This is a genomic window from Pedobacter jaeyakensis (assembly GCF_054461315.1).
On record NZ_CM136921.1, the window covers coordinates 2808386 to 2825231 of the forward strand.

Genomic DNA, 16846 nt, shown 5'->3' on the forward strand with positions numbered 1-16846 from the left:
GACCTGCTCAAACGGAATCCTAAACTTAATTCAGGATTACGGCTGCCCTACCTTTACATCTTTTTTCTTCTTTTTCGATTCGTTTATTGCATTGTGATTTAAGCAGTAGAGCTTTTAACTGATTTTTTCAATTAATTGCTAAAAACAATGCTAACAAACAATCTAGGCTACCCGCGTATTGGTAGCAACAGAGAACTCAAAAAAGCCTGCGAGAGCTATTGGTCGGGCAAGACAAGCATCCAAAACCTGATACAGGTGGGACGCGACATTAGAAAACAGAACTGGGAGCTGCAAAAGCAAACGGGTATTGACCTGATCCCATCTAACGACTTTTCGTTTTATGATCAGGTGCTCGACTTATCTTTAACAGTAGGTGCCATTCCCGCACGGTTCCATCAGGTGATTACTGAACAAAACAATACCGAGCTAGATCTTTATTTTGCTATGGCCAGGGGTTATCAAAAGGACGGATTGGACATTACTGCAATGGAGATGACCAAATGGTTCGATACCAACTATCATTACCTGGTACCCGAATTTGTAAAAAACCAGCAGTTTAAACTATTTTCTACCAAGGTATTGGATGAATATCAAGAGGCAAAGCGACTAGGCATTACCACAAAGCCGGTGTTGATTGGTCCTGTTACTTACCTGTTGTTGGGAAAGGAAAAGGAGGACGGTTTTGACCGGATGGACTTGATTAAAAATTTGTTGCCGGTATACATGGAAATATTAAATAAACTGGTAGAACAACATGTTGAATGGGTACAATTTGATGAGCCATTTTTAACGATGGACTTAGCAGAAAAAGACAAGGCCGCCTACAGTTTTGTTTACCATGAGATACGAAAGAACTTCCCAAACACTAAAATCTTGTTAGCTACTTATTTTGGTGAATTAGGGGATAACCTGGATTTGACTTTGTCTTTGCCAGTGAGCGGACTACATATTGATCTGGTTAGAAGGCCGGGGCAATTGCCTTTAGTTTTGAAGAAGCTATCTAAAAAAATGTTACTGAGCTTGGGTGTAGTAGATGGAAGGAACATTTGGAAAAACGATTTTAGGTCTTCCATTTCCATTATTAAAGAATCTCTTTCTGTAATGAATGATAATCGTTTGATTATTAGTCCATCTTGCTCCTTAATACACTCGCCATGCGACTTAGATTTAGAAAGTAATGATACTATTTTAACATTGGAAATTAAGGAATGGTTGGCTTTTGCTAAACAGAAGCTACTTGAAGTAGTTAATATCAATAAACTATTTAGCGATGAACTAGTTGAAGCAAGTTATCTGGAGGAAAACATCAGATGCAATGAAAATCGTATAAAATCTGAATTAATCCATAAACCTGAAGTAAAGGACCGGGTAGGCAGCCTTCCGGATGATGCCGATAAGCGGTTAAGTAATTTCGATTTGCGTAAGCTGGCCCAGCGTGGAGCTTTGCAATTGCCCTTGTTCCCCACCACAACTATTGGGTCTTTCCCGCAAACCGCCGAAGTGCGGAGCTGGCGTTTGAAATTGAAAAAAGGAGAGTTAACGTTAGCGGAATATGACGCACTAATTGAAAGAGAAACCGAGGAAACAATCAGGTTTCAGGAAGAGAGTGGTATTGATGTTTTGGTGCATGGTGAGTTCGAGCGCAACGACATGGTTGAATACTTTGGTGAGCAGTTAGCCGGATTCACTTTTACCAGTAATGGATGGGTCCAGAGTTATGGTTCCAGGTGTGTGAAGCCGCCGATTATTTACGGTGACGTTTATCGTCCTGCACCGATGACCGTAAGGTGGTCTTCCTACGCACAGTCGTTAACCAGGAAGTGGGTGAAAGGCATGCTCACGGGTCCGGTTACCATATTGCAGTGGTCCTTTGTGAGGAACGATCAGCCCCGTTCTGAGACCTGTACACAGATTGCTTTGGCGATAAGGGATGAGGTATCAGATCTGGAGGAGGCAGGGATTAAAATAATCCAGATTGATGAGCCGGCAATAAGGGAAGGCTTGCCCCTCCGGAAAGCGGAATGGCAGGCCTACCTATTGTGGGCGGTGAAAGCATTTAGGATTTCGGCAAGCGGAGTAAGAGATGATACGCAGATCCATACGCATATGTGCTATTCAGAATTTAATGATATTATCCAAAATATCGCAGATATGGATGCAGATGTGATTACAATTGAATGCTCAAGATCACAAATGGATTTGCTGGATGCTTTTGCAGATTTCAATTATCCGAATGAGATTGGTCCGGGGGTTTATGATATACATTCGCCTCGTGTACCTACTCTGGGAGAGATGGTTAAGCTGCTTGATAAGGCCAGAAATGTAATTCCGGCGGATCAGCTTTGGGTAAATCCCGACTGTGGTTTGAAGACCCGCCATTGGGACGAAACCAGGAAGGCACTAACGGAAATGGTTGCTGCTGCAAAAGTTCTGCGGAAATCTGTAGAAGAACCCGTAACTTTGTAGAAAATTAAGGGCGGGTACCAGTCCCGCCCTTTTTTACAGAACTACAGGCACACGAATGAGAATAAGGAAAAATGCAGTCATTACTGCGGTTGGAGGTTATGTTCCGGATACTATTTTAAGTAACCATGACCTCGAAAAAATGGTGGATACCAATAATGAATGGATTATTTCCAGAACGGGTATTAAGGAACGAAGAATAGTTAATAATCCAAATATTGCAACTTCAGATATGGCAACTTATGCCTTGAACAGGTTGATCGAGGAAGGTGACGTAAACCCTGATGAAATTGATTGTGTAATTGTATCTACTTCAACTCCCGATTATGTAATGGTATCTACAGGTAGTATGGTTTGTGAAAAGGCCGGTCTTAAGAATGCCTGGGGAATTGATACCAACGCTGCTTGCAGTGGTTTTTTATATGCACTTACTCTAGGTGCCAGTATGATTGAAAGCGGCCGCTGTAAAAAAGTAGTTGTAATTGGTGCTGATAAAAATAGCTCCATCGTGAATTATACGGACCGAAACACATGTATCTTATTTGGCGATGGCGCCGGCGCTGTTTTACTAGAACAAACTGAAGAACCAGTTGGGTTAATGGATAGTTTCTTTAGAACTGATGGTAGTGGCAAAGAAAACCTAATTGTTACTGCAGGAGGATCTAAATTTCCGGCTTCGCAGGCCACCATTGATGAACAATTGCATTATGTGCGCCAAGACGGCAGGGTAGTTTTTAAAGCGGCGATACAAGGGATGACTGACACTTGTAATGAAGTTTTGAAATCTAATGATCTGGTAAGTTCGCAGATTAATTACTTAATTCCACATCAGGCCAATTTAAGGATCATCCAATCCGTTGGCGATTACCTTGGTTTATCTGCAGATCAGGTTAAGGTGAACATAGATCGTTATGGCAATACAACAGCCGCCACTATTCCTTTGTGCCTTTGGGATTTTAAAGACGATTTTCAATACGGTGATAAAATGATCCTGACTGCTTTTGGGGCAGGGTTTTCATGGGGCGCTACTTATTTGAAATGGGGTAAACTAAGGGGTAAATGACATTAGAAGACAAGATTGACGCTTCGGAAACGAGGGTATTTAAAGCAGTGTTTCCAAACACCACCAACCACTACGACACTTTGTTTGGCGGAACAGCTATGATGATGATGGATGAGGTGGCTTTTATTGCGGCCACCCGCTTCAGCCGACAACTAATGGTAACCGTAAGTAGTGATAGGATTGACTTCAACAAGCCGATCCCAGCCGGCACTTTCGTTGAGTTGATTGCCCGGGTAATTCATGTCGGTAATACCAGTATGAAAGTGCGGGTAGAGATATGGATTGAACAAATGTATTCTGAGTTGAGAGAAAAGGCAGTCACTGGTGAATTTTCTTTTGTCGCTATTGATGAAAACAAAAAACCAGTTTCGATTATAAAATAATTACTAGAAGATCTTCAATTCTTCTTTTTTATTACATTTGCCTGCGATGTTGCTTAAACCCATATCCTTTTTGCTTCTATTTAGTTTGCTGATTGCAAACTGCTCCAGCTTTTTGGTTTATAGCGGTTTTGAAATGAATCAAAAATACATCGCAGCGACGCTCTGTGTGAATAAAAACAAGCCTGAAATGCATTGTAATGGCAAGTGTTACCTCATGAAGAAGCTAAAGCAGGCCCAAGAGAAAGAGCAAAGGCAGGAAAGACAGTCGCAAAAAACACAATTACAAGACGCTTTAATTGAAATTCCATTAAGATTTAACCGTTATGCTTTTGCAAAGGTTAAATTCCACATTCCATTTTCTACGGGGATACCGAAGGCTGGTGAGAATTCTGTATTTCATCCGCCACAACAAGCTTAAGTGTTCTCCTTTGAAGCTTGAGTAACCTGTGCCGAATTGCACAAATATTTCAATTTAATTCATGCGTTGTTACATTGGAGAATAGGCTTTTCTGCTTAAATGTGACGGTATTTGTCGTTGCAGTAATTTCTTGTATACCTAATTCCTAAAGAAACAAGGTGTACTTAATCTTTTAATTTTATTGACTTATATGTTATTTAGATACTTGATGTCTATTTGCCTGATTTTCTGTATTGAGCAGACTATGGCACAGACACAGCCTGTTAGAGGGCGTATATACGACTCGCAAACTCAACAGCCTTTAGCAAATGCTACTATTTATGCTGTTGATGCGAATTTGGCTTTGGATAAGCCGATCACAAAATCTGACCTGAAGGGTTATTTTGAGATCAATGCTGACTGGAATGAGAGTTCCAAAAAAAATGGGAATGACAAGGTGTTCCTTGTAAAGGTAGTAATGCCTGGTTACCTAATGCAATTGGTTAAAATATCAACTACCGGTGCTATGTTGAACGTGCAATTGGAAGCCGATGGTGTCAGTTTGAATGAGGTTCGCGTAGCGGGCTTTGCCAGCAGTAGTTCCAACAAAGAAACTGCTGGATCGGTAGCACTTATTACCAATCAAGAAATAAGCCGGGGTAGCGCCGTTTCTTTACAGTCGGCATTGAACGCGGTTCCAGGAGTACGAATGGATCAAAGCACTTTATCTGAGGCCCGGATATCTATTCGCGGTAATGGGGTCCGATCTGCCTTTGGGATTCGAAGTGTAAAGATTTATTTAAATGAAATACCAATTACCGAGGCCGACGGTACGACGAGGATTGAAGCCCTGGATGTGAATAGTATTGGAAGGGCGGAAGTGATTAAAGGTCCTGCCTCCAGTATTTATGGTGCGGGAACAGGTGGCGTGATTAATTTTCAATTGCAACGTTCACCATACCAGGAGCAGAGCATTGAAGGTGCAGGGCTTTTTGGGGCTAATGGCTTATTTCGCCTAGCTACGACTTACCGAAATGGTGGCGACCATGTGAATAGCTATGTTTCTTATGGCTGGCAGCAGTACGATGGTTACAGAGATCATAGTAATGATATGCGCAGATTTTTGACCGGCAATTTTCAGTTGTTTCCTAGTGACAAGCGCATAGTTACTTTGTTGCTGAACAGGACAACTCAATATTCTCAGATTCCAGGCGCGCTGACGGTTGATCAGTTTATGCAGAACCCAAAGCAGGCCAACGCCACTAACCTGGACAAGGCGGCTGGACGATACCAGACCTGGACCAGGATAGGATTGGGTCAACATTACAGGTTTAACGATCAGTTCTCCAACTCGACCAGTGTGTTTACCTATTTCTATGATTTGAACCATCCGTTGCCATACGCATATATTCGTAATTTTTACCAGAGCTATGGCGGTCGCACTAGGTTTTTGTTCGATCCTGAATTTTCGATTTTGCCGACTAAGTTTACCGTTGGCGCAGAATTTAATGAAGGTTTGACTAAAGGCAACCAATACGTAAATAATAAGGGTAATGAGGGAGCGATTAGCTCAAACATTGATTATAGGAATACACAATACTCTATATTTTATCAGTCGGAAACTGCTCTCGGATTGAATACAACCTTAACGCTGGGCTTAAGTTATAATGGTTTAAAATATGATGTTGAGGACTATTTAAAACAGAACCAAAGTGGCGTTAAGAGATTTGACCCACAGGCTACTCCGAGGGTTGCTTTAAGTCATACTTTTAGTGATGCCCTGAGTTTACATGCCAGCCTGAGTACCGGATTTTCTCCACCATCGAGTTCTGAAATAAAGAATATAGATGGCTCAATCAACCCCAATTTACAAGCTGAAAAAGCAAATAACTATGAGCTTAATGCCAAGGGAAACTTGTTGAAATCGAGATTGCAGTACGATGTTGCTTTGTTTAAAATGGACATGAAGGGAGAGCTTATCGCGCAATCTGTGTTACAGGGCATAACCATTTATAACAACTCTGGTAAGACCAGTCACGACGGAGCAGAACTGGCGCTTTCCTATCAGTTGCTGAAAATGGAAGACCAGCATCAGTTTACTGTACTAAGGCCGTTTTTAGCAGTTACCTATTCTGATTTTACGTTTAAGGATTATAAGTTTTTGAACGCGCAAAGCGTGGTTACATCCGATTTTAGCGGAAACAAGCTAACGGGAATATCTCCATGGGTACTCAACGCCGGGATCGATTTGGAAACTAAAGCAGGCGTTTATTTTTACGGGAATTATTTTTATAATGACCGTGCTCCCTTAAATGATGCAAGCACTGCTTATAACCCATCCTACCAGGTGGTGAATGGCAAGATTGGTTATAAAAAATTATTGCTAAAATATCTTGAAGCTAATGTGTACGTCGGTATGGATAACATTTTAAATGAGAATTACAGTTCGATCCTTTCGCTAAATGCAACAGGGTTTAATGGTGCCCAACCAGCGTATTACAACCCATCACCAAAGCGTACAGGGTATGGTGGTTTAAATATTAAATACATCTTTTAATTGATAGTGATGAAGAATAAAATATTAATAATGCTTTGCAGCCTGTTCGTATGGACAGGTTGCAAAAACAAGCAGGAGGTTCCGGTAATAATTGCTATGCCTGCGGAGGGTTTGACTGCTGTTGGTCCGTATTTAACACAGGACAACAAAGGTAATACCGTTTTGTGCTGGACAGAGCAAGGGCAGGATTCATTGTATCGCCTAAAATATGCTGTTTATGATGCCGGAGCCAATAAATTTGCAAAGTCAGTAACAGTTCTGCCATCAGCCGGTTGCAACACTGCTGCGGAGAGTATGGGTAAAATAGCATTCAAAAGTGATGGAACCGTGATGGCTATTTTCGCCAAACGCTTTACCAAGGAGAAAAACCCTTTTGCAGGGGCGATCTACTACTGCAGCTCTATAGATTTAGGAAAGACATGGACTAAAGCGCAGTTCCTGCACAGTGATACAGTGCATTCTTATGGACGTAGCTTTTTTGATGTGGTAAACCTGAAAGATGGAGAATTGGCAGCAGTATGGCTCGACGGAAGATTTGGTAAGGCAATAAAGGGCTCTGCATTGATGTTTAGCAGAACCTATAAAGGCAAAGGATTTGCACAAGATAGTTGTATAGATAAGGGTACCTGTGAATGTTGCAGGACAGATCTTATTAAAGATAAAGAAGGAAATATACACTTGGCTTATAGGAGTATACAGTTTCCATCTCCACTATCTGGTAAGCAGGTTAGGGATATGGTTTACAAGACTTCAGCTGACAATGGAAAGAATTTTAGCGAGTCTAAACCTATTAGTAATGACAACTGGCAGATTGAGGGTTGTCCGCATTCTGGCCCTAGCTTAGCAATTAATGATGGTACTGCAAGTGTAATTTGGTTTACTGCAGGAGGCGGAGCCGGACTGTATTATGCCTCATTGGAGAAAGGGGCAAAAGGTTTTGGTGGCCGACAATTAATTACAGCTAGTGGTAGACACCCGCAGATGATTACTTTGACAAGCGGCAAAAGTTTAATGGTTTGCGAAGAAACCAAAGAAGTGGAATACCATGAAATGAAAATGGACCATTCAAAAGGTGGGATGAGTATGAGCCATGGTCCGGCAGCTCATGCGAAAATTGTGCTGAGATCACTTGTTAAAGGAAAAATAGAGCAAACAATTGCTTTAACTGATGGAAATGAAGCAGATAACCACGCGGTATTAGCTAATGTTGGACACAATAATTTGGTAGCCTGGGTTAGGGAGCATGCAGGTGTTTCCAGGATATATTATGCCAAACTAAACATGGAAAACTAACCGGGAACGCTGAGAATAAGTATTGAAATTATGAAAAGATTAAACTTAGTTTTATTGATCACGGTTGTATTGGTATCATGCGGTGGACAAGAGGATTATAAAAAGGTGAGGGATGAAGTTATCAAGTTTCACGACCTGGTAATGGTTGATCAGGAAAAGATCATTGCAAACCAAATGAAATTGGATACGCTGTTGAAAACGATGCGTATATTTAAGCAGAAGAGCCCGCAATTGGATACAGCAGGTGAAAAAGAGCAAATTAAAAGCCTACTAAGCGACCTTGCAAGTGCAGATGCGCAAATGAACAATTGGATGCAGCAATTTGAACCGGATGTAACTGGTAAATCCAATAATGAAGCAGTCAAGTACTTTAGAACAGAGGAAGTTAAGATAAAGAAGATTGACAGCGTATATAGGCGTGACATAATGATATCTGATGCTTATTTGTCTAAGTTTAGAAAACTGACAGGAACTGATTAACAGGATATCTCATATGCCTGCTAAAATCTGATTGCGAGGGCAGGGATTTGTTCTTAAAAGAGTAATTTTATGGTCAGTTAAGGTATCAATGAAGGAACCACAAGATTATAAGCTACAGCATATTGATTTTACTAAGTTGGGCAATGTTTTGCATTTGGATAAAACGCAGGGATTGCCCAAATTAGTTCCAGACAATGTTAAAACTATTCTTGTTTTTAGCAAGCATCGGTTTTACCGAAATTTAGTGATCGAACTGGCAGAGGTAGGAGTGGCCGCATCAGGTAAATTAAAGAACCCTTTAAAATTTATTGATCCGATTGAGCGAATTTGGAAGACCGCGGACCCGCAAGAATTAAAGTTCTACAGCGGTGTTTCAAAATTTAAGAACAACTACAATGATGTTAAATCAGAATCTGATCTGGAAGCATTAAAGTATTTGATTAATAACCCGTTAAATTTTGATACTTACCTGCATGATGACAAGTTGTCAGCCACAGTTACAGCCGCTTCTTTGTTGCCTGCACAGGTGAAAGTGCTTAAAGTTGACCTAACCTTATATGTAAATAAGAAGGGCGACGACTATGAGCTTTCTGGCAAGATCTTTTTGGAGAACAGGCATTATCCGCTGGAAACAATTAAGCTCAGTTACCACTATTTTATCCAGTTAAATCAAAATTTATATCTGGTAGATAATCCTTATTTTTTGACCATACTGGAGTTCTTTAAACATTATAGCGATATCATCGTGATCCACGAATCGCAATACGAGGAGTTCCAGGAAAACATACTATCTAAAATTGAGGAGAAAATAAAAATCAATTATTCCTATTTGAAACCTGCCAGCAAAAAGCAATTGGTGGAGAAGGGCTTTGACCTGGATAATGAGAAGATTATCTATTTGTCAGAATCTGGTGAATTTGTGTTGATCACGCCGGTGATGAAGTACGGCAGTTTGGAAATTCCAGTGATCTCGCAGAAACAGATCAGGTCTAAGGACAGGTTAGGCAACATGTTTACGCTGGACAGAGATGAGGAGCGGGAATTGCAGTTTATCACTGATATTGCCAGGATGCATCCTTATTTTATGGAGCAGATGAACGAGTTTCCGGAGCAAAAGCACGCTGATTGCTTCTATATGCACAGAAAGCACTTTTTAGAACAAAGCTGGTTTTTGGGGGCTTTTGAATCCTGGAGAAGTAAGGGTATCGGAATTCTGGGTTTTAATGAGTTGAAAAATAATAAATTAAGTGAGTATAAGGCCGACATTTCCATTGTGGTAAATAGTGGTATGGATTGGTTTGACACCGCTATTAAAGTTAAATTTAACAAGCAAACTGTCGCACTTAAGCATTTGCACAAATCTATCCGCAACAAAAGCAAGTTTGTGCAGCTGGATGACGGAACTATGGGCATCTTGCCTGACGAGTGGATAGCAAAATTTGAAGAGTATTTTGGTGCGGGAGAAGTGGTTGAAGACACCATACGCACACCGGCAATTAACTATTATGCGGTCGATCAGTTGTATGAAGACGAGTTGCTGGACCAGAAAGTTAAGGACCAGCTGGTATTTTACAAAGCCAGGTTGTCCAGGTTCGAATCGATACAGGAAATTCCGGTACCTAAAGGCCTTAATGCTGAATTGAGGGACTACCAAAAGCAGGGTTTAAACTGGTTAAACTTCTTAGATGAGTTTAATTTTGGTGCCTGTTTAGCGGATGACATGGGTTTAGGGAAGACTATACAGGTTTTAGCTTTTATGCTTTCTCAGCAGGAAAAAGGTGGGCATAACACCAATTTGGTGGTAGTCCCGGCTTCGCTGATCTTTAACTGGCAGCAGGAAATAGCTAAGTTTGCGCCATCTTTGAAAGTGAAGACACTTTACGGCGCCGCCAGGGCTAAAGAAATGCATGATTTTGACAACTATGAAGTGATCTTGACTTCGTATGGAACTTTGCTTGCAGATATCAGGCATTTAAAAGACTATAGGTTTAATTACATTTTCCTGGATGAATCTCAAACCATAAAAAATCCGGAATCGCAAAGGTATAAGGCAGCCCGGTTGTTGCAGTCGCGCAACAAGGTTGTTCTTACAGGCACGCCGATTGAAAACAATACGTTTGATTTGTATGGACAACTTTCCTTTGCTTGTCCGGGTTTGTTGGGCAGTAAACTTCAATTTAAAGAGCTGTACTCTGTACCTATAGATCAATTTAAAGACAGTAGAGCGGCTAAAGAGTTGCAACGCAAAATAAATCCATTTATACTACGCCGCACCAAGGAGCAAGTTGCTAAAGAGTTGCCGGATAAAACAGAAATGGTGATCTATTGTGAGATGGGTACACAGCAACGGGAAGTTTACGATTCTTGCAGAGAAGAGATAAGGGATTTCCTGATGGGTAAAACTGAAGATGAGTTGACCAAAAGCAGCATGCATGTACTGCAGGGAATTACTAAGCTTAGACAAATCTGTAATTCAACAGCCTTAATTAAGGATGACAAATATTACGGAAACCTATCAGCTAAAATGGATACATTGATGGAGCAAATCGAAAGTAAATCACCTAACCATAAAATACTGGTTTTTTCTCAGTTTGTGACGATGCTGGATTTGATTAGAGCTGAACTGGAACTGAGGGAAATCGGGTTTGAATATTTAACAGGACAAACCACGACGCGAGCTAAAGTGGTAGAGTCATTCCAAACCAACCCCCAGAAAAGGGTATTTTTGATTAGTTTAAAGGCAGGTGGTACAGGTTTGAACCTGACTCAGGCCGATTATGTTTATCTTGTAGACCCATGGTGGAATCCTGCAGTGGAAAATCAGGCCATTGATAGGGCTTACAGGATTGGTCAGCAGAAAAATGTAGTGGCGGTACGTTTGATCTGCCCGGATACGGTAGAAGAAAAAATCATGATGATGCAGAATGCAAAGAAAAACATAGCAAATGATTTGATTAGAACAGACGAATCGATCTTTAAGAGTTTAAAGAAAGCGGATTTGCTGAATTTGATTTAGAGTGTGCTTTATGATGTTGGAATGTGTACTATGAATTTTAGAATGCTATTTTTTTTATTGTTTCTTGTCCAGACCTCATCATACGCCCAGGTAAAGCACATCGTACCTTTTAACTTACAGCGTATAGCCCGCGTTACAGGTAAATCATTGCCCGGAGAACAGTTTCCAAGTCCAAATAGAACTGATGAGCTGTACAATGTAGGCGGTACAGACCTTGGGATTGCCTGGGATATGGGAAATGGAAAAACAGGGTTCTTTTTCGGCGACACTTACGGAAAGGATTGGGTACCGACAAAAGGCGGCGGCCCTGGAAATGCCGTCGACTGGAGATCTAATGTTTTAGGGATTTCCGGGGATCAGAATCTTGCTGATGGTTTACAATTTGATGAAATGATTAGTCGCCAAATTATACCTAGTCCACATCAAACAGATGGCAGGGGTAGTCACACTTCAATTCCAACGGCGGCTATTCATGCAAACGGAGCAGACTACGTTCACTATATGGATGTTAGAAAATGGGGCAAAGCAGGTTCCTGGGCTACAAATTCTTCGTCGTTGTATAAGTCCAGCGACCACGGAAAAACCTGGCACGTTGTTCCAGATTTGAAGTTTTCTGCTTCCAGTAAGTTTGCGCAGGTGGCTTATGCTGAAAAGGATCAGTATGTGTATATGGTTGGTACCAATGCTGGAAGGAGTGGCCCTGCCTGGCTGGCGCGGTTTAAAGAAGAGGATATAGAGCTGCAAGCCAACTACGAATATTGGAATAAAGCTAAAGGATGGTGTAAAGGTGACGAGAGACAGGCGGATCAAATTATTGATGCTTTTGTTGGCGAAGTATCTTTACTTTATTACCCAAGGCTTAAAAGATGGCTAATTACTTATTTAAATGAAAACAGAAATGCACTGGTGATGAGAGATGCTGAAACCTTGACGGGTACCTGGAGCGAAGAAAATCTATTGGTTTCGGGAGCAGAATATCCTGCATTGTATGGGGCATTTATGCTTCCCTCAACTGGTGATGATAAACTTTATTTCACGATGTCTATGTGGCAACCATACAACGTATTTTTAATGCGGACTACTTTAAAGTTTGAAGAGTGAAATTAAACCATCATATTTATAAGATTGACGAAAATCATATTTGATAATGAATTACCGAGAAATATTAGAACAGCTTAGGGCACATGTTACCTGGCTTTTTAAGTCGAGAACAGATGCCAGATTTTTCTACCATAATCTGGAGCATACGGAACAGGTTGTAGAGAACGTAGTAAAAATTGCCAATCATTATCAGCTTTCAGATCAGGATTTCTTTATTGTTGTGGCAGCCAGTTGGTTTCATGATATAGGATATCTTTTTGATAGGTCTCAACATGAATTTAAGGGCGCAGAATTGATGACTGAGTTTCTTTCGGGCAAAACCGTTAGTCAGGATATTATTGACCGGATAAAAGGCTGTATTATGGCCACTAAAATGCCTCAAAGGCCTGAAGGGTTGTTGCAACAGATTGTTTGTGATGGCGACTTATACCATTTGGGTAGTGGTAGTTTTAAGGAAAGAAATAAACTGATGCGAAAAGAAGCGCAGTCATTTGCGGACCATAAAATTGACAAAGGGGAATGGCGGTTAAAGACAATAAGTCTTTTTGAGGTCCACCATTACCATACCGACTATGCACAGCAATTGTTAAATGAAAAAAAGGCGTCGAACCTTGAAGATTTAAAAAGCAAATCGGAGGCTAGCGTGGCAGTTGAAACCTCTTTGCCTGCTGTAGATAAAAATAAGGATATGTCTGGAAAGAAGAAAAAGAATGATAAGCCTGAGAGAGGTGTAGAAACGATGTTTAGGATTACCTCTACCAATCATCAGCGACTGAGTGATATGGCTGATAATAAAGCTCATATCATGATTTCTACCAATTCCATCATTTTATCGGTTATACTGAGTTTGCTGCTTAGAAAGCTGGAAGATAATCCGCATTTGATTATTCCGACCATGTTGCTGCTGATAATTTGCGTGGTAACGATGGTGTTTTCCATATTGGCCACGAGGCCATCCATACCTGAAGGAGTATTCACTCCAGACGACATACAGCAGAAGAAAGTTAACCTTTTATTTTTCGGTAATTTTTATAGAATGAGTTTACCAGACTATGAAATGGGGATGAATAAAATGATGGAGGATAGAGACTTTCTTTATGGTAGTTTAATTAAAGATGTATACGCACAGGGTGTAGTTTTAGGCAGGAAATACAGGTTGTTAAGGATCGCTTACAATGTCTTTATGTTTGGGATAATTGCTGCAGTGCTGGCCTTTACCATCGCGGTAGCAGCAGTTACGCTATAATAAACATGGAGCAGGATATTTACGGGAATAGAGATTTAAGCTGGTTGAGTTTTAATAACCGGGTATTGGAAGAGGCAGGTAAGGAAACCGTTCCTTTACTGGAAAGAATTAAATTTCTGTCTATTTATTCGTCTAACCTGGATGAGTTTTACCGAGTTAGGATTCCTGTACTCATGACCCTTTCCCAAAGAACTGCTAAAGATTTAATTGATGTATATCAGGTAGCTGCAGCTGAGATTAACAGGCAACAGCAGCAATTTGGTAAAATTATACAGGAAGAAATATTGCCTGCTCTGGAGAAACAGAAGGTATTTTGGATTTATAATAAAGAAATACCAGCCTCAATTGAGGATGCTGTTAGTGCACTGTTTTACAATGAGGTGCTGGCTCATATTTATTCTGTAGATATTGACGACGATCTGAGTGCATTTTTTGCAGAAAATAATAAGTTGTACCAGGCAGTTGTTTTAATTGACCCGGGGGGTAATGAGCGGATTAAATTGATCCACACGCCATCAGATGTTATCCAAAGGTTATATTCAATTAAATCCCACGGTTCAAACTATATTCTTTTTTTAGAGGATATTATTGAACGTAATGTAGCCTATCTTTTTCCGAATGATCGCATAATGGATGTTTTCAATTTAAAGATAACACGGGATGCAGCATTAGATATAGATCCTAACTACAAAGGCGACATAACTGATGCAGTTGAGCGGCAGCTGGAGAGGAGAGATCTTGGGTTCGCTACCAGATTTTTAGCTCAACCAGGTATCGCCTTGCGTACATTATATTACATGGTTTACCGTATGGATCTGGAACGGGCCTCTATAGTGGAAGGCGGGCATTACCATAACCTGAAAGATTTGGTAGATTTTCCATTAAGCGGTGTAGATTTTGTTTATCCAAAATGGGAACCGATTGTATCCATAAATTTACAGCCTGATAAAAGCTTGTTTGACACCATATTTCAAGGCGACCTATTGATTAATGTTCCTTATCAAAGTTATGATCCTATCCTCAGGTTTTTTAACGAAGCTGCCAATGATCAATCTGTTACAGAGATATACACCACTTTATACCGGGTAGCTAGTAATTCTCGCATTGTGAGTGCACTGATTACTGCCGCCAGGAATAGGAAAAAGGTGGTGGTTATGGTGGAACTGAAAGCCAGGTTTGACGAGGCAAATAACATCAAGTGGGCAAAGCAGATGAAAAATGCTGGTGTTAATATCGTTTACAGCAGTTTGGACCTGAAAGTTCATGCCAAAGTGGCCCTGGTAAAAAAAGTAACAGGTTCAGGAAAAGTATTTTTAGGTTTATTTGCTACGGGTAATTTAAATGAAAACACTGCCAAATTTTATACAGATCATGTGCTGCTTACGGCGCGCCAATCTATGCTTGAGGAGTTAGATTTACTTTTCTCATTTCTTGCAAAGCCAAAAACAGCAGTTGGTAATGAGGTTGTTTTTAAAGAATTGATGGTTGCACAATTCAATTTGCATCATGCATTTTTAAGTCTTATACAACGGGAGATAGACAATGCCAACGCCGGATTGAATGCGTCAATAACTATTAAACTGAACAATCTGGAAGAGCAGGTATTGATCAATAAGCTTTATGAGGCTTCAGCGGCAGGAGTAAAGGTAACGCTGATTGTGAGAGGTATTTGCTGTCTGATCCCGGGTATGAAAGGGATTAGCGAAAACATTACTGTGAAAAGAATAGTTGACCGGTATTTGGAGCATGGCAGGATTTTTATCTTCCATAACAACAATGATCCACAATATTTTATGGGCTCAGCAGATTGGATGAACCGAAATATTTACAGCAGGATAGAGGTTTGTTTCCCTTTACATGCCAAGCACGTGAAAGATACTATACAGGACATTATAGATTTACAGTTGAAGGAAAACGAACAACAATCTGTTTATTTATACTTGGAAAAATTGAACAGCTTATGAAAAAAACATTGGTAAGCGCTACGGCGCTGAGCATACTCCTTGCATTTGGGCTTTCATCTTGTAAGAATGAAAATAAATACAGCAGTCCACCAGGTTACGATTTTACTAAAGCTGAAAAATTCAATATGCCATCCAGCTTACTGGAGATTTCTGGTATTGCTTTTAAAAATAGCAACAGTGATACCGTGTACAGCATACAAGATGAGGATGGCAAACTGTTTAAGCAGCAATGGCATGTCAAAAAGCAACAGAATGTTAAATTTGCAAGCAAGGGCGACTTTGAGGACTTGGCTATTGTAAAAGACCAGGTTATCGCATTAAAAAGCAATGGAAATTTTTATACTTTTCCTGTATCAGAAATCAAGAACAAAGAAACCAAAAACGTAAAGGACGCTAAAAAATTACTTCCAAAGGGGGAATACGAGGGTATTTATGCTGATGAAAGCAACAACGATATTTATGTTCTATGTAAAAACTGTCCTGTAGATAAGAAGAATAAGCAGGTAACAGGATACATTTTAAAGTTTGCTGCTGATAGTAGTAATTTTGCATTGACAGATAGCTTTAAAGTAGACCTTAAAAAAATCCCTTTGTTAAATGACAAGCTAAAGCCCAACCTGAATCCATCGGCCATTGCTAAAAATAGATTGACTAACGAATGGTTTATTCTTTCTACGATGAATAAGTTGTTGGTGGTTACAGATACTGCATGGAATATAAAAGCAGTACATAAGCTAAATTCGTCAGTGTTTAATCAACCCGAAGGCATCGCTTTTGACAAGCAAAACAATTTATTTATATCTAATGAAGGAGATGAAATAACTGATGGTAATGTCCTTAAATTCAAATATCTTAAATCTAAATAGATAATTACTTTGAGCCC

General features: G+C 40.2%; 12 protein-coding genes. All 12 read left to right on the forward strand.

Features of this window, described 5'->3' with window-relative positions; translation table 11 throughout:
- Nucleotides 1-147 precede the first annotated feature (147 nt).
- Nucleotides 148-2466, forward strand: coding sequence for a 5-methyltetrahydropteroyltriglutamate--homocysteine S-methyltransferase (metE, locus tag ACXZ1K_RS12580; protein WP_458970013.1), 2319 nt, complete (start codon nucleotides 148-150; stop codon nucleotides 2464-2466).
- A 55-nt stretch (nucleotides 2467-2521) separates the two neighbouring features.
- Nucleotides 2522-3526, forward strand: a complete 1005-nt coding sequence (locus tag ACXZ1K_RS12585) for a beta-ketoacyl-ACP synthase III (protein WP_458970014.1) — start codon at nucleotides 2522-2524, stop codon at nucleotides 3524-3526.
- Nucleotides 3523-3909 (forward strand): acyl-CoA thioesterase, encoded by a 387-nt coding sequence (locus ACXZ1K_RS12590; RefSeq protein WP_458970015.1) that lies wholly within the window; start codon nucleotides 3523-3525, stop codon nucleotides 3907-3909. The genes ACXZ1K_RS12585 and ACXZ1K_RS12590 overlap by 4 nt, the downstream gene beginning before the upstream one ends.
- A 133-nt stretch (nucleotides 3910-4042) precedes the next feature.
- Nucleotides 4043-4327 (forward strand): hypothetical protein, encoded by a 285-nt coding sequence (locus ACXZ1K_RS12595; protein ID WP_458970016.1) that lies wholly within the window; start codon nucleotides 4043-4045, stop codon nucleotides 4325-4327.
- A 190-nt stretch (nucleotides 4328-4517) separates the two neighbouring features.
- Nucleotides 4518-6863, forward strand: a complete 2346-nt coding sequence (locus ACXZ1K_RS12600; protein WP_458970017.1) for a TonB-dependent receptor domain-containing protein — start codon at nucleotides 4518-4520, stop codon at nucleotides 6861-6863.
- Nucleotides 6864-6872: 9 nt separating this feature from the next.
- Entirely contained in the window at nucleotides 6873-8156 is a 1284-nt protein-coding gene (locus tag ACXZ1K_RS12605) for a sialidase family protein (protein ID WP_458970018.1), read from the forward strand.
- A 30-nt stretch (nucleotides 8157-8186) separates the two neighbouring features.
- Nucleotides 8187-8636: a hypothetical protein gene (locus ACXZ1K_RS12610; protein ID WP_458970019.1), complete on the forward strand. Its 450-nt coding sequence runs from the start codon at nucleotides 8187-8189 to the stop codon at nucleotides 8634-8636.
- Nucleotides 8637-8724: 88 nt separating this feature from the next.
- Nucleotides 8725-11652 carry a DEAD/DEAH box helicase gene (locus ACXZ1K_RS12615; RefSeq protein WP_458970020.1) on the forward strand — a complete coding sequence of 976 codons (2928 nt, stop codon included), beginning with the start codon at nucleotides 8725-8727 and terminating at the stop codon, nucleotides 11650-11652.
- A gap of 42 nt (nucleotides 11653-11694) precedes the next feature.
- Nucleotides 11695-12753: a DUF4185 domain-containing protein gene (locus ACXZ1K_RS12620; RefSeq protein WP_458970021.1), complete on the forward strand. Its 1059-nt coding sequence runs from the start codon at nucleotides 11695-11697 to the stop codon at nucleotides 12751-12753.
- A gap of 46 nt (nucleotides 12754-12799) precedes the next feature.
- A complete protein-coding gene (locus ACXZ1K_RS12625; protein ID WP_458970022.1) occupies nucleotides 12800-13999 on the forward strand; it encodes a Pycsar system effector family protein in 1200 nt (399 codons plus the stop codon).
- 5 nt (nucleotides 14000-14004) lie between these two features.
- Nucleotides 14005-15963 carry a polyphosphate kinase 1 gene (gene ppk1 / locus ACXZ1K_RS12630; protein ID WP_458970023.1) on the forward strand — a complete coding sequence of 653 codons (1959 nt, stop codon included), beginning with the start codon at nucleotides 14005-14007 and terminating at the stop codon, nucleotides 15961-15963.
- Nucleotides 15960-16829 (forward strand): SdiA-regulated domain-containing protein, encoded by an 870-nt coding sequence (locus ACXZ1K_RS12635; protein ID WP_458970024.1) that lies wholly within the window; start codon nucleotides 15960-15962, stop codon nucleotides 16827-16829. The genes ppk1 and ACXZ1K_RS12635 overlap by 4 nt, the downstream gene beginning before the upstream one ends.
- Nucleotides 16830-16846: the final 17 nt, after the last annotated feature.